Origin of the sequence: Algoriphagus locisalis (assembly GCF_900116615.1) — a bacterium.
Classification (GTDB): Bacteria; Bacteroidota; Bacteroidia; order Cytophagales; family Cyclobacteriaceae; genus Algoriphagus; species Algoriphagus locisalis.
In genome coordinates this window covers 137,371-152,119 of the sequence record NZ_FPBF01000002.1, presented here as the reverse complement: position 1 = coordinate 152,119, position 14,749 = coordinate 137,371, and the positions used below count along the sequence as shown (strand labels likewise).

Below are 14,749 nucleotides of genomic sequence, written 5' to 3'. Positions count from 1 at the left end.
AAATTTACCGAAAAAGCGTTTAATGGGATTGAGTGTTTAAATAATATAAGTAAATGTACTTTTCACTAAAGTAATTATAGGGCAATAAATAAGCCAGATTACCTATTTCTACATTTACTTTCAACCCAATTAAACTATACTTTGTTGAGTTTCCAGAGGCATTGAACTCTTGTCAATTACCATTTTTGTAGGTACGCATGTATTCAGCCATTTCTTCAGGAGTCATTTTCTTTTCCGAACCTGGAGTGAGTTCGATTGCCTCCTGGATAGCTTTATCGGAACGATCTATGAATTCCTTTGGCTTTCCTTCTTCCTTGATCAGGTCAAATGCATCGTATAAATCACCTGTGGCGGTGTAGGCACCATAGCGAAGCTGGTTGCCTTCGATAGAAATAATTTGATACAGCTGGGTGTTGGAGGCCGCGCGATCCATCCACTTGTCAAAGGTCAGGTTGTACATTTTAGGCCCACTGACGGAAACCACATATACTGGGCCCTGTGCCTCAGGGTCTTGATTAGCTACCCCAGAAGGAAGGTTTCTGCCCCGGCCATAGGAATGGTCGTGGCCCTGAAGTACGAGGTCAACTTTGTACTTGTCAAAAATCGGTTTGAATGCCTCGCGGAACTCCTTGTTGTCACGGCCAGTGCCTGATGAATATATCGGATGGTGAAACGTAATGATGGTCCATTTCTGTGTGTTTTCAGCAAGGACTTTTTCCAGCCAGACTTTTTGAGTTTCCATGGAAACCTCATTTTGTACGATTTCCTGAGAGTTCAGAGAGATCACTCTCAAATCCGAATAGTCTAGGTAATAAACGGACTCTGAAAACTCACTAGGGCCATTTTCAGGCAGTGTGAATTGCTTTTTCCAATGATAATCCAAAACCAAGGTGCCGTCTTCTTCACTGTCATATTCATGGTTGCCAGGGGTGCTTATACTTGGGATCATGCCGTTGATAAAAGAACCTGCATGGTTCCATTCGCCCCATTCAGAGTCCGATTGCGTTCTATTGATCAGGTCTCCTGCATGAAGCATGAAAGCTGCTTTTGGCAAATTTGAATAGGCCTGACGGATGACTCTAGACCATTGGGATTTTAGGTTGTTTTGCGCATCTCCGAAGTAAACAAAGGAGAAAGGAGTGCCTTTTTCCGGTGCCGTTGTGAATTGAAACCATTCCGACCAAGTACCTTCATTTCCTACTCTATAGGCATAAGTGGTCGCGGGTTCTAAATTTCGAAATGTCACTGAGTGGTAATTTGCCTGCACGCTATCCACTTCTAGAAATTCAGTCTTGGACTCCATAGTTTCCACGCTGTCTAAATAAATTGGCGTATTTGGGGCAAGGATGAATTGTGCTTTTGAGTCCTTTACAGCTGCGGATGTTCTCCAGGTTACAGATTGGGTAGTCATTGGGTCATCCGACCAGGTAAGAATGATACGGTCTGGAAAATCGGTTGGGAGAAATTTCTGCGCGAAAAGAGGAAAGGATGAGACTACTAAAAATAGAAATGTAAATATGAACTTAGGTGCAGTATTCATTAAGCCAGGATTTTAATAAAATAAGATTGTAAAGAAGGGAATAAATGTGAGGTTCTAGCGATTAGATGCATTAAGGAATTTTTAAATCTGATTTAATTGTAAGTCCCCATTTAAATCCCTCTCAGAAAAAAGACACCTTCAATAAGCAAGTATTGAGGTGTCTCTTGAATCTGTAGGTTTAAGATTGACTAATTGGTATAAGTCATGTTTTCCCGGATAACAAAGGAGTTATTGTCAGGATCTCTGAAGAAAAAAAAGCGATCTACATATCCTTGATCTGAAGTATTGGATACTATAATTTGACCATCCTGCGAATCTATTTTGATTTTTTCCTTCTGGAAAATCTTAAGGGTAGTCTCAATATCTTCCACGATAAAACTTGGTACTGTGCCATTTTGAGGAGCTGGGGCAAAAGGCTGGCTAATGTCTTTATAAAGCCCAAGTGTCACTATATTTTGACCTCCTTTTAATAGATTTAGTTGCACATAGGATTCGTTGCCGAAATTCCCTCCAGCATTGATTCTGTACCTTTCATCTTCAGTGAATCCCAGAAGGTTTACATAGAAATCCTTGGATTTTTCTATGTCGCTTACCGAAATCTTTGTCACTAGGGAGTTTGCTTTGAAAAACGCCTTTTCCATAAAAGGATTTCCTTCTTTAGGAACTTCCTCATTGGCTACGAACTCAAAGCTGGGGCCGGCTACGTACCCTGGGCAATTTGGATATGGGGTTGCTAGTAATTTGCCTGCATAAAGTCTGAGAGAAAACATCAGGCCCATTGCATCATCCATTTTTTCAGGTTGGCCGTTGAAAGCTAAATGCAAACAGTTCAATAAACTGGTGTAAGTAAAGTTGAACAATTTGCTGTATTGATAGGCGAGGGAATTGACAGGGAAATCAGCCATTTTGGGATTGGCTTTCATATTTGGAACAGACTTAGGATCAAATGCCACTGGAGATCCAGAGTAGGAGTATCCTCCTGAGCTATCCCGGACCAGGGATTTTCCTTTGACTATTTCCTGAAACCGATAGTAATGTGCTGGCTCTTCGACCGCCGAGTCATCTGGATTTACAAAAGGATCTGTGCCTGTGCCTTCGCCTTGATCCACTATGATGGTTATGGCGTTCAGCGCAGCATCCAATCCTTTGATCGGATATAGTAGCTTTTCAGGGAAAAACTTCGGGTAAATAAGTTGTTTGTCAGGGTCACCAGTAAAGATGGTTTGACCTGATTTCTCGGCTTCTTTTTCAAAAAAGATGAGTTTCTCACTTATTTTTTGATAAAACTGCCCAATGGTCATTGAGCCTTCTGCTCCGGTCAATGCATTGATATGAATAGGTTTTTCAGGTTCTTCGATGGACATGAAGACATCGCTGACCAACTCAACGGAGAATTTTTCCAAAGGAACAATTAGACCTGTATCTACACCTCCGGGAAGTGGACCAGGATACTTAGGGATGAATTCCGGTTGATTTAGAATTGGACTTCCTCCTATCGCGTTGAGCAGGTTGCAGGCGATAGATAAATGAAGCATTTCCTCACCGACTACCGAGCTGATCACATTGGAAATAGCATCGTTGCCGGTGTTGCTCAGAGTGAAATTTGCGGTTAGATATGGAGGAATAGTAGAGTGTTCTAGCTCAATAGCTGTCTGTATAGCAGTACGTAGTTCTTCTATGGTATTGATGGAAATTTGCTTAAGAAAAATCATGATTTGGGGGTTATAATTTTTTAAAAGTGACTGAGTCGTTTGGGGCAGCTTGATTCAAGACTGAGTTCAGGTAGTTTAGAATCATAGCAGACTTATCGCGTGAAAGATCCCTGGTAGCTGGCATGTAATTGGGATCAGTTTTATCCTTGCCAAAGACGAACTTTAAAATCTCAGCATTGGCATCTACAACTTCTTTATCAGCCAGATTAAATATTCCCTTCGACATCAGCGGGTAAAGGTTGGCATACTGTTGCATTATAGGCTGAATGTCATCCCAAGTAGGATTGGCTATTTTATCTTCGGGTACTTTGTCAAATACCAGGATACTGATGAAATTTGAAGGATTGCAGTTTGAAAAAAGATCTGTGGAGAGATTATAAGCGATACCATAAACCTGTCCATCAATATATCCCCGAGGATTGCCAGGATCACCGGCAATGATGGTCACTTTTGCTTTTCCAGCGTCATCCAGCGTTACTGTTTCAGGGAATGACAGTGCTGATTCAGGCCATCCAACCTGAGGAGGGGTAGGGCCAAATTGACTAGCATTGAGTTGCAGTTCTATGGTTCTGTTGCCTAGCGGTTTTCCTAGCGAAGTGGCATAGAATTCTACTTCACAAGATTCGCCTGGATTGAGGTAAAACACAAACTTATCTGCGCAAACATATTCTAAACTCTCCTTTAAGAGCACGTTGTTATTTTGATCCAAGATGATCAAGGGGTTGTTCTCTACAAGCTCCAGTTTATCGGCTAAAGGGAAACTCATAATTCCTGATTTCACAGAATACCAGCCTGGATCTTGGAAATCAATTACACCGATTTCAATTGGCTTATTGTTGTCAGAACTGTCAAGTACCGCCAGGGATAAATTGGAATTGTTCAGTAAGTTCCCATCGGGATTTACAGGAAAGGAATTAGCAAGGTCCAGTACAACTGCTTTTTGTTCCAGATCTACGATAGCATTTGCGTAATTTACCTTGCTGGTTTGCGGGAAAAGTGGCCTTCCAATGGTGAAAAAGCTGGGTTCACTGTATTGAGGTGCTATTGATCCCGTAATTCTGCCAATGGTAAACTGTGGAGAAGTATGATCCATGTCGTAGAGATCCACAGTAAACTGGATAGAAAGTTGATACCTTCCTAGTAGATAAAGTTCTTTGAGAAAGCGAGAATCTGAATTGTCAATATCCCAATGAATGTTTTTTAGGACAGATTGATAGATGGCTGCTGCTGTGGTGTCACCACTGAGAGCCGGAGCCCTACTCATCCAGATATTGGTGAATGAAGCCACCTCATAATCCGCCTTTAGGATTTCTTTTTCTCCAGAAACCAGACGTACGACTAATCCCCACAGGGCGGAGACCATTTGTTGCTGAGTATCTAGATCGACGATTTTACCTGCCACTTTTGTGCCTGAATCCATGATGGACATGCTCAGAACAGGATCATCGGCTTCATTGGTGGTGGATGTACCATCAAGGTAGGTTACACTTTTTACCTCGCAATTCAGAAATCGCCAGTTGCCAGTGCCTTCAGGGTTCCACCAGCCGTTGGCATTTTTGCCTTCTTGCATTTTTTGAAAACTCGGCTTGAAGGTTTCATTGTTGAAGTGGGTAGGATCATTGTTGACTGTGGAAGGGTCTGCCTGAAACAGTCCCGAAAAAGTCAAGCGGGGAGAATTTAAATAAGACATGAAATAAATGGTTAAAAGTATTCACTAAAAAGAAAGCTATAAGATATCGGTTTTATGCTGGAATAGCTAATTGAAATGCCTGTTTTATATAATTAAATAGCTATTTATTAACTACTTACGTTTTTATGAGTAGAAAAAGTAAATTGGTGGGTTTCAAAGTTTTTTAGAATAAATTGAAGAGGCAAAGAATTTATTTTTGATCTAAAATCGAATGCATTCTATCCACCTTGAAGCTTAGACCGGAAAGTAACAATCCCATCAAAACCACTCCGCAGGCTGCCGGCCAATTCCAATAAGAAACCTGGATAGCAAAAAACTGCAAAGCAAGTCCAGCAAGCCATACCAAATGCCCATTTCTAGTCCTGATTTTTCTGGGTTTTATATCAAATCTACTTTTACCCTCATCGATAAGTGGCCTGAAAAAGTCACGGTATTGCCAAAGTAGGATCAAATCAAGTAAAAGCAGGAAGCCAAGCACAAATGGAGTTCCTTTCCATTGCAATGAGATGGTCACCATCAGGATATTGCCAATCAGCGGAAGCATCATGATGCTGCCAAGAAGCTTATAGCGTATGGTGACCAGCATGTAGCCAATGGTGATCTGGCTGAGCGCAATGAATTTTCCATAAAGTCCAAGTCCGTAAGGTTCGAGTTCTTCGATCAACCAAACCGGCCCTATCCATCCAAAAAACTGATGCTCGTAGAAGAGCTTTGCCATGCCGGAGCCCCAGAAGGTGAAGCCCAAAAAAACCGAGATGGCTTGGATGCTTAAGTAGGGAATGCGTTTCATCAGCAAAGAAGTTGTTTAGCTAAACTATCCAAATCTCCTGTAATTTGGGTTGCCAGAGATGCAAAAAAGTAAAGAATCAAATATATCTAATGTTTTGATGATAGTCGTGTGGGAAAGGGTAGAGATATTCATTCAATATTTTTATTAGATTAATTCTAAATAACGCTTGTTTAGAATTAATCTAAGTAATAGGTTTGTGAAATATTTGAAAACCAAACCAACATGAATCGTAGATTTCTACTCCTCCCCAGCCTATTTTTCCTTTGTGTTTTTGGCGCTTTCGCCCAGTCTGCCAGCATCAAAGGATTTGTAACTACTTCGGATGATCAGCCGATGGAATTTGTAAATGTCGGGATCAAAGGCCTTGCAAAAGGCCAGGCGACCGATAGAAATGGTTTTTTTGAAATCAAGAACATTGCGCCAGGTACTTATACCGTGTTTGCTTCTTTTGTTGGAATTGAAACACAGGAGAAAAGCATTCAGCTCAACGCAGGAGAAGCCCTTTCCCTTAATTTCACATTATCAGAAAGCTCCACAGATTTGTCAGAAGTAATCGTAACAGACCTATCTTCCAATAGATTTTACTCAGATAGTAACTTCACCATTGCGAAGCTGCCACTTACGGATCTGCAGAATCCTCAGGTTTACAATTCTATTTCCCAAAAACTACTAAAAGACCAAGTAGTGACCAACATGAATGATGCCTTGAAGAACGCCACAGGTATCACCAGACTTTGGGAATCTACAGGACGTGGAGGCGATGGAGCGGAATACTATTCCATGCGTGGCTTTGCAGTGCAGCCAACTATGGTGAACGGAATGCCAAGCTTGAACAACGGTGGTCTGGATCCGGCAAATGTGGAAACTGTGGATGTGATCAAAGGCCCATCCGGGACGCTTTTTGGTAGCTCTGTGATTTCTTACGGAGGACTGATCAATATCACGACCAAGCGCCCAACTGATACTTTCAAAGGTGAAGTTGGTTTTATCACAGGAAGCTATGGCCTGAACAGAATCATTGGCGATGTCAATGTGCCGCTGAACGAAAACGCTTCCATGCGTGTGAATACAGCCTATCAGTCCAATAATACTTTCCAGGACGCCGGGGGAAGAAACTCATTTTTCATTGCTCCTTCCTTCAAATTCGAAGCGAGCGAAAGACTGACTTTCCTGATCAATACCGAATTTTTGAACTCGAATTCGGTGAATGCTCCGATGATTTTCTTGAACAGAAATAATCCGCTGACTTTTGACTCCATCGATCCTTTTGAGCGGAACTATGAGAAATCCTTTACAGGAAATGAGCTCAGCATCAACAACTCCTCTTACGCACTTCAGGCGCAGGCTTTTTACAAGCTTTCTAACAACTGGACTTCACAGACGGTAGTTTCCAGAAGCTCCACCAAAACTGACGGATATTATCATTACCTATTTGATGCAAGTGATGGAGATTCATTTACCAGATTTATCTCTGACCGAAATGCGCAAACCGTCACTACAGATATTCAGCAGAACTTCATCGGTGATTTCAACTTGGGTTCCATGAGAAATAAGATGATCGTTGGTTTGGATTATTACGACGCTGACTTGATCAATAGCAGCACAGGATGGGTAGGAAATGGTGTAGTGACGCTTTCAGATGGAGCGGATACAGGTGTATTGACTCAAGCTGGCGTAGATGATTTGTTGAAGGGTTCTTTCGAAGGAAATTCCACCGGAAATACCCGCATCATGAGTGCCTATGTATCTGATGTGATTGAATTGCTTCCTCAGCTTTCCGCCATGGCAAGTGTGCGAATTGACAATTTCAAGAATGAAGCTTGGGGAACAGATTCTGAAGAAAATACCCAGACGGCTGTTTCTCCAAAATTTGGAATAGTTTATCAGCCAGTGAAGGACAAGGTTTCCATTTTTGGTAACTACATGAATGGCTTCGTGAATATTGCTCCAGTAAATGTAAGCGATGCGGACGGGACCAATAACAGGCTAAAAACTTTTGATCCTGAGAAAGCCAATCAATTGGAATTCGGGGTGAAAACCAATCTTTACAAAGATAAAATTTCTGCCACCGCCAGCTACTACAACATCACCGTTTCCAATCGTGTGATGACTGATCCGACTAATATCAACAACTCCATACAGGGTGGGGAAGTAGTCAGCAAGGGTTTTGAGTTCAGCGTGATCGCCACTCCGGTGGTAGGTTTGAACTTGGTAGCTGGATTCAGTACAAATGACGCTGAAGTGACTAAGGATTATGCGGAAAGTGGCTATTTGGGACTTCGTCCTGAGGAAGCTGGTCCAGAGAATCTGTTCAACTTCTGGGCGAGCTATTCCTTCTCTGCTGGAGCACTAAAAGGCTTCGGAGTAGGATTTGGGGGAAATGCTGCAAACGAATACCTTACTATGAATAGAGCAAATATCGGTAGCTTTGCGCTTCCTGCTTACCAGGTTTACAATGCCTCACTTTCCTATACAGGTTCCAGATATTTCCTGGCTTTGAAAGTGAACAATTTGACAGATCAGAAATACTATTCAGGATGGTCAACCGTGACTCCGCAGAACTTGCGTAATGCTTCCATCAGCCTTAATTATAGATTTTGATGAATTTTAAAAAGACCGTAAATAAACTACACCTCTGGCTCGGACTTTCATCCGGGCTCGTTGTGTTTATAGTGGCAGTGACCGGTTGCATCTATGCTTTTCAGGCAGAGATCAAGGATTTGACCTATTCCTTTTTGCATGTGGAGCCAGAGGACAAAGCTGTTTTGCCTCCCAGCGAAATCTCAAAAATCGCAGAAGAGGCCTATCCAGAAGGTCATTTGCATGCGTTGCTTTACCCTAACAAAGAAAAATCCGTTCAGGCGATTTTCTTCAGCTATGGAGAGGGAAATGACCATTACCAGATTGCCTACATCAATCCCTATTCTGGTGAGGTGCTGAAGCTCAAAGAGGAGTACGCAGACTTTTTCCGAATCGTTTTGGACGGGCATTTTTACCTCTGGCTACCGCCGGAAATCGGTCAGCCTGTAGTAGCGAGTTTCACCCTAATTTTCCTTTTTATGGTCATCTCTGGTCTGATCCTTTGGTGGCCAAAGAAAAAGAAGAATCTCAATCAAAGTTTGAAGATCAAGTGGTCAGCAAGATGGAGAAGGAAGAATTACGATTTGCATCAGGTGCTGGGCTTTTATGTGATGACTTTTGCCTTGGTTTTCGCGATTACCGGTTTGGTTTGGGGTTTTATTTGGTTTAGAGACGGGCTTTACTTTATGGCTTCCGGTGGAGATCAATTTGTAGAGTATTACAACCCTTTATCCGATTCTACCCAAACCTATCAGGGAGAGATCCCTGCTTTGGATGCGGTGTGGATGAAAATGAATGCGGAATATCCCGATGCTGAATATATAGAAGTTCATCCGCCTGAATTTGAGGGATCTGCCCTTGCTGCTAATGCCAATCCCGATGCATCGACTTATTGGAAATCTGATTATAGATATTTTGATCAGAATACGCTCGAAGAACTTCCAGTAGACCATTTTTACAACCGATTCGAAGAGGCGACAATCGCTCAGAAAATCATGCGGATGAATTATGATGTGCACGTGGGAGCCATAGCAGGATTGCCGGGTAAGATTTTGGCTTTTTTCCTAAGCGCGATTATCGCCTCACTTCCGGTAACAGGATTTTTGATCTGGTGGGGGAGAAGGAATAAAGCGAAAAAAGAACCAGCTGCTCAAAGAAAATCGAAAATGGTACTAACGGAAGTTTGATTTGCTTTTTCAAAGCTTGAAATAAAGGAAGGTAGCAAGGGATTGCAGCCTTTTCTTTTTATTTTAAATTTTGAGTATTCCTCGGACTATAGACAGTTTAGGTTTTCGCAAAATTGCCTATTTTGGTCTTCTAAATCTTTTTTGAAAATATGGCAGCAGCAAGTGAATTAGCACCGGGAAGCAAGCTTTCCCACCCAAAATTCGGCACAGGGATGATCCTTTCTGTGGACGACACTTATTACAAAATCTATTTTTATAACACGGAGGAAGTAAAAACCCTCGCAAGAGATTACGAGGGTTTTACTGTAGAGGAAGCAAAGGTTCCTGATTTTCCCATGCTCACGATGAAGGATGTGGAAAAAGCCATCCGTGAAGCTTTAATCCAGACTTCAGAGCGAGCACCCATCGTACCACTCGGTGGAAAATGGATGGGTGGCAATGTGGTTTTCGAGCCCAATGACGAAAGCCTGCAATCCAAGGAAATTCCTATGGCAACTTTCTTTCACAAGATTGTGATGGTGCGGGAAAAGCTGCGGGTTTTGGAGCAAAATATCAACAACCACCCGAAACTGGATGATGAGGATCGCGTGCATCTCCAGCAGTACATCACCAGGTGCTACGGTTCCCTGACTACCTTTAATGTGCTTTTTGCCTATAAGGAGGATCAGTTTAAGGGAAGTGGGAGTTGATTGAGGGAAATTATGAAAGTTAGATTCTTGCCCGTATTCTACTGAGCGTTTCTATGGTCATATCGAGAAATGATGCGATTTGACCCACTGAAGCTTTGTGGATTACTTTTGGCCGATATTGCATCAATTCGAGGTATCTTTCCCTAGCAGTTTTGAATTTGGTGAAGATCTGTTGCTCTTCCAGCACTATATAGTATTGCTCCAAAATCATTCGGTATGCCCGCTCAAGCTCCGGAAATTCAAGAAAGCAAGCTTGGAGATTATCGTATGAGATTTTGAACACCTTGCTTTTCTCCATCGTTTCAATGTTTTCGTAGGAGGGTTTTCGTGTGATGAAAGAATGCATGGCAGTGACAAATTCTTCGTCTAAGGTAAAGGAGACTGTAATATCACGATTGTCGCGTATGTAATAACTTCGTGCAGAACCTAGAGCCACGAAGTAAAGGTACTTGCTTACTTGCCCTTCTTTCTCTAATAAAAAGCCTTTTTCTACTTCAAATTCTTCTAGATGACTTGCGAAAGCTTCTTTAGCTTCAATACTTGTGGTAGGGAATTTGCTGAAAAGACTTGAGAAATTTTCCATTTGTTCTTTACTAAAAAGTTGCGGTAGCGCTTTGCTACGATTATGAGTGCGATTTTTGACACAGTTAATTTAAAAAGAAGCAAGTTAAGACTGCTTGTAAAAATGGAAATATCTAGGATTTTAAGCTAATATTTATTTAAAACTTCTAATTTAACTCTATCAACTAATCAATGAATCCATGAAAAAACTTTTGGCATTTGTATTCGTCCTTGGGCTGTTTGGAACAGCGCATGCACAATTTGGGCTTCGTGCAGGCTTCAGCAGTGCGAATTTCTCTGACTTTGATTCTGATCCTCTCTCAGGGTTTCATGCGGGAGCGTACTATAAGATTGGCGCTGGTTTCTTGGCTTTTGAGCCAGGGATTCAATATTCTCAGAAGGGGTACACAAATCTTTTGAACGGATCACCATCTACTGACAAAGAGCTTTTAAGTTATTTGGATGTACCCGTCTTAGTCCGTGTTAATTTCCTTCCATTTCTTAATGTTTTTGCAGGCCCACAAGGATCTGTATTAGTTTCTAGGAATCGTGAGTTTTCAGATGGAAGCACTGAATCTACTACCGAGCCTATCAGAGGCTATGATATTTCCGGCGTAGTCGGAGTAGGTGCCAACTTACCACTGGGTCTAAATGCACAAGTGAGCTATGATATAGGGTTCCAAAGTGTCAATTATTACAATCAGGATGTCAAAAACAATGTATTGAAAATCTCACTTGGCTATGATTTCTAAACGATTTTAAAAGTCCATAAGAAAGTAAAAACCCGGTTAGCGCCGGGTTTTTATTTTTTAAGCCGATCTGGATTTTCTTCAATAAAGGATTTCCAACCAGCATTTCTTCCTTTAGTCTGGATTCTGCCTTCGTGAAAGTGATGGCATAAGGCCACTGCCAGCGCATCAGTTGCATCCAGCATTTTGGGAAGTTCAGTTATCGTGAAAAGTGTCTGAAGCATGGCCGCAACTTGCTCTTTGGAGGCATTTCCATTGCCAGTCACAGATTGCTTTACTTTTTTTGGAGAATATTCTGTGATCGGTATATCTCTTGCCAATGCTGCTGCCATTGCCACTCCCTGCGCTCGACCAAGCTTCAGCATAGATTGCACATTTACCCCAAAAAAAGGAGCCTCCAAGGCTACACTGTCAGGTAAGAACTCCTCTATAATTCCTGTGATTCGTTCAAAAATCTTCTTGAGTTTCAACTCATGCGTTCCATACTTTTTAAGGTGAATCACACCGTACTGTAAGAGTTTGTACTTTTTTCCTTCGGTCAAAATCACTCCATAGCCCATCACGTTGGTTCCCGGATCTATGCCTAATATGATTTTTTCCTTTGGTGCTTTTTCTTGTTCTTTGCTCACCCCTGCAAGTTAGCCCAAAACATGCTAAGTTTTTACCTGATCTGGTCTCTGAGTTACTTCACATTGCATTGGTGGATGAGTAGATTTTGGGCGCCCAAATCTGAAATATCTGCGGATCAGACTTTTGTTCCTGCAGTGACTTTGCTTATTCCTTTCAGAAATGAGGCTGAAAATATTCCAGGCTTGTGTTTGAATTTGAAGAAATTAACCTATCCCGATCTCCAGATTCTGTTGATAGATGACCATTCTGAAGATAATTCTTTGGCGCTTTTGCAAAAGACCTTTAAGCGGGATCACTATGTCAGAATTTTGAAAAGTGGAAACCTGGGCAAGAAAAGTGCGCTGGAAGTAGGAGTAAAGGAAGCAAAGGGACAAATCATGCTTTGTACAGATGCTGACTGTGAATTCGCAGAGGATTGGGTAGAAAGTATGGTTTTGCCATTTCAAGATCCAAAAGTTCAGCTGGTAACAGGAACTGTCATGGTGGAGGAGAAGCCGGGCTTTTTAGCGGATTTTCAAGCTATGGACTGGGCTAGTATTTTAGTTCTTACTAATTATTCTTTTGCGCAGAAGAAGCCTTTGATGTGTAGCGCTGCAAATCTGGCGTATAGAAAGGAGGCTTTTGAGGAAGTAAATGGATATGAAGGGAATCGTCAAGTGGCGTCTGGGGATGATGAGTTTTTGCTAAAGAAAATCCATGCAAAGTATGGCAAAGATGCTTGTCACTATTTGGTTTCAGCAGATACAAGTGTTAAGACAAAAGCAGAGCCTACTTGGGATTCTTTGATCAGTCAACGTGTACGATGGGCAAGTAAATGGAGAGCACATTTTTCTATTTCCCATGCCTGCTCCGCAATAGCAGCTTTTCTTATTCAGTTGGTATGGATAGGAAGCGTGTATCTAGTACTTCTGGGAGCAAAAGGGTTACTGACTTTTGGAGTAGCTTGGCTGATCAAAATCGCTGCTGAAAAACTGAGCCTAGGCAAAGTTCTTAAAACAATGGGAAGGCAACTTAATACTGGTGCAATACTCCAAATTTCAGTGGTACATCCTTTCTACGTTTTACGAGTTGGGATTGCGGCTTTAAGTGGAAAATTCACTTGGAAAGGCAGGGAGAACTAGAGAAGTGTTAATTTAGAATCTGAAAATTAAATCATGAACGACCAAGAATTTGACTTGATGGACGAACTCTATTTTGTCCAGCCCTATTCCTACCTTGCGGAAGCCTTAGCTTGGGAAGAGGATTTGCTACTCTCCACTTTGCAAAGTCTCTATGAACAAGGTTTTATCAAATGTCTAGATGATCCCGATACCGAGCGGTTTGGGGAAGTTGACATTATCAAAGAAGGAAAAGATTTACACTTTTTGGCAACAAAAAAAGGCCTGATGGCACATAATACACTGTAGAATTGATCAAAGAAACACACAAATTCGAACGAAAGGAACTGCAATTGAAATCTCTTCTGGAGATCACCCAGGCTATTAATGAAAACCAGTCAGAGGCAGTTTTGCTTAATATTTTCAAGTTTACCTGCCTAGTTCATTTGAATATCAAATCCTTGATTCTATACGTTGCCAAAGAGGGGGCTTTTGAAAATAAAATTTCCCACGGAGTCAAAGGAAATGTGCCCAAGCTGATTTCTTCCGATCAGGTGGTGGATGAAAAAGCTACGGGAGAATTAAGGTTGGAATTAGAAGAACAATACTCCTTTGCGGAGCTTGAAACGTATCTGCCAGTCTATCACAAGGACAAAATGCTGGCGATTCTCTTCCTCAAGCGAAAGGATTTGAGTCTGGACTTAGACCTAAATTTCACGCAGGCTTTAACGAATATTCTGGTAGTGGCTTTGGAAAATAAGCGATTTGCCAGAAAGCAACTGGAGCAGGAAATCTTAAATCGTGAAGTTGCGATTGCCTCGCAGGTTCAGCAGATGCTTTTCCCGGCAGAGTTGCCCATTGACAAGGAACTGAAGGCAAAAGTGACCTATCTTCCTCACAGCATGGTGGGCGGGGATTATTATGATTTGATCCGAAAATCCAAGGATGAAGTCTATTTCTGTATTGCAGATGTTTCCGGAAAGGGAATATCGGCGGCTTTGCTGATGTCGAATTTCCAGGCGGCTCTTCGTACGCTTTTGCGCAGCGATGCAGATTTGGAAATGGTAGTAAAGCAATTGAACTACACCTTGTATGAAAATACGCATGGCGAGCGATTCATAACGTTTTTCCTAGGGTATTTCAATTTCAAAACCCGAAAACTGACCTACGTCAATGCCGGGCACAATCCACCTTTGCTTTATCGAGAAGGCGCAGAAAAAGGAGAGAATCTGGACGCAGGTACCACTATTCTAGGAGCTTTTGATGAGCTGCCTTTCCTGGAGGTAGGTAAGCGTGAGAAATTGACTGATTTTTCTTTGCATCTCTACACTGATGGATTGACCGAAGCTATGAATCCATCCGGAGAGGAATTTGGAGAGCAGCGATTGGAGAAATTTGTGGCTAAAAATGGAGGGCTGGATCCTGATGAATTTCATCGAAAGTTTCTGAAGAAGATCAACACTTTTTCGAAAGACATTCCGCTGAGAGATGACTTGACCTTGCTCAGCTTAAAGTTTCAATAGC

13 protein-coding genes are annotated in these 14,749 nt (G+C 41.9%); 7 read left to right on the top strand and 6 right to left on the bottom strand.

The annotated features are described in order from the left end of the window. Nucleotides 1-172: 172 nt before the first annotated feature. From BM386_RS05485 to BM386_RS05470, 4 genes are all read right to left on the bottom strand, one after another. Complete coding sequence (locus BM386_RS05485) at nucleotides 173-1,540, bottom strand: purple acid phosphatase family protein (RefSeq protein ID WP_091692091.1); 1,368 nt, start codon at nucleotides 1,538-1,540, stop codon at nucleotides 173-175. Nucleotides 1,541-1,728: 188 nt separating this feature from the next. After that, a complete protein-coding gene (locus BM386_RS05480; protein ID WP_091692090.1) occupies nucleotides 1,729-3,252 on the bottom strand; it encodes a ferritin-like domain-containing protein in 1,524 nt (507 codons plus the stop codon). A 10-nt stretch (nucleotides 3,253-3,262) separates the two neighbouring features. Beyond that, nucleotides 3,263-4,942, bottom strand: coding sequence for a hypothetical protein (locus BM386_RS05475; RefSeq protein WP_091692089.1), 1,680 nt, complete (start codon nucleotides 4,940-4,942; stop codon nucleotides 3,263-3,265). Between the two features lie 190 nt (nucleotides 4,943-5,132). Continuing rightward, nucleotides 5,133-5,732 carry a hypothetical protein gene (locus BM386_RS05470; RefSeq protein ID WP_091692088.1) on the bottom strand — a complete coding sequence of 200 codons (600 nt, stop codon included), beginning with the start codon at nucleotides 5,730-5,732 and terminating at the stop codon, nucleotides 5,133-5,135. Nucleotides 5,733-5,954: 222 nt separating this feature from the next. Between BM386_RS05470 and BM386_RS05465 the strand changes: the two genes are divergently transcribed. The 3 genes from BM386_RS05465 (at nucleotide 5,955) to BM386_RS05455 (ending at nucleotide 10,188) form a co-directional block, all read left to right on the top strand. Further along, nucleotides 5,955-8,333, top strand: coding sequence for a TonB-dependent receptor (locus BM386_RS05465; RefSeq protein WP_091692087.1), 2,379 nt, complete (start codon nucleotides 5,955-5,957; stop codon nucleotides 8,331-8,333). Then, nucleotides 8,333-9,499, top strand: a complete 1,167-nt coding sequence (locus BM386_RS05460) for a PepSY-associated TM helix domain-containing protein (protein WP_091692086.1) — start codon at nucleotides 8,333-8,335, stop codon at nucleotides 9,497-9,499. Before BM386_RS05465 ends, BM386_RS05460 begins: the two co-directional genes overlap by 1 nt. Before the next feature lie 149 nt (nucleotides 9,500-9,648). After that, a complete protein-coding gene (locus BM386_RS05455; RefSeq protein WP_091692085.1) occupies nucleotides 9,649-10,188 on the top strand; it encodes a hypothetical protein in 540 nt (179 codons plus the stop codon). A gap of 19 nt (nucleotides 10,189-10,207) precedes the next feature. Here the strand turns inward: BM386_RS05455 and BM386_RS05450 are convergent, their stop codons facing one another. Next, the gene (locus BM386_RS05450; RefSeq protein WP_091692084.1) at nucleotides 10,208-10,771 is read right to left on the bottom strand and encodes a Crp/Fnr family transcriptional regulator; all 564 of its coding nucleotides are present in this window, start codon (nucleotides 10,769-10,771) and stop codon (nucleotides 10,208-10,210) included. A 178-nt stretch (nucleotides 10,772-10,949) separates the two neighbouring features. On the opposite strand from BM386_RS05450, the gene BM386_RS05445 reads away from it, so the two are divergent. Further along, nucleotides 10,950-11,501 carry a porin family protein gene (locus BM386_RS05445; RefSeq protein WP_091692083.1) on the top strand — a complete coding sequence of 184 codons (552 nt, stop codon included), beginning with the start codon at nucleotides 10,950-10,952 and terminating at the stop codon, nucleotides 11,499-11,501. A 50-nt stretch (nucleotides 11,502-11,551) separates the two neighbouring features. Here the strand turns inward: BM386_RS05445 and ruvC are convergent, their stop codons facing one another. After that, nucleotides 11,552-12,127 (bottom strand): crossover junction endodeoxyribonuclease RuvC, encoded by a 576-nt coding sequence (ruvC, locus tag BM386_RS05440; protein ID WP_091692082.1) that lies wholly within the window; start codon nucleotides 12,125-12,127, stop codon nucleotides 11,552-11,554. A gap of 21 nt (nucleotides 12,128-12,148) precedes the next feature. Here ruvC and BM386_RS05435 point away from each other — a divergent pair, with 21 nt between their 5' ends. The 3 genes from BM386_RS05435 to BM386_RS05425 are packed head-to-tail and all read left to right on the top strand — an operon-like array spanning nucleotide 12,149 to nucleotide 14,748. Then, nucleotides 12,149-13,249, top strand: coding sequence for a glycosyltransferase (locus BM386_RS05435; RefSeq protein WP_091692081.1), 1,101 nt, complete (start codon nucleotides 12,149-12,151; stop codon nucleotides 13,247-13,249). A 33-nt stretch (nucleotides 13,250-13,282) separates the two neighbouring features. Then, a complete protein-coding gene (locus BM386_RS05430) occupies nucleotides 13,283-13,534 on the top strand; it encodes a hypothetical protein (protein ID WP_091692080.1) in 252 nt (83 codons plus the stop codon). 2 nt (nucleotides 13,535-13,536) lie between these two features. Next, the gene (locus BM386_RS05425) at nucleotides 13,537-14,748 is read left to right on the top strand and encodes a PP2C family protein-serine/threonine phosphatase (RefSeq protein WP_091692079.1); all 1,212 of its coding nucleotides are present in this window, start codon (nucleotides 13,537-13,539) and stop codon (nucleotides 14,746-14,748) included. The last annotated feature ends 1 nt before the right edge of the window (nucleotide 14,749 follow it).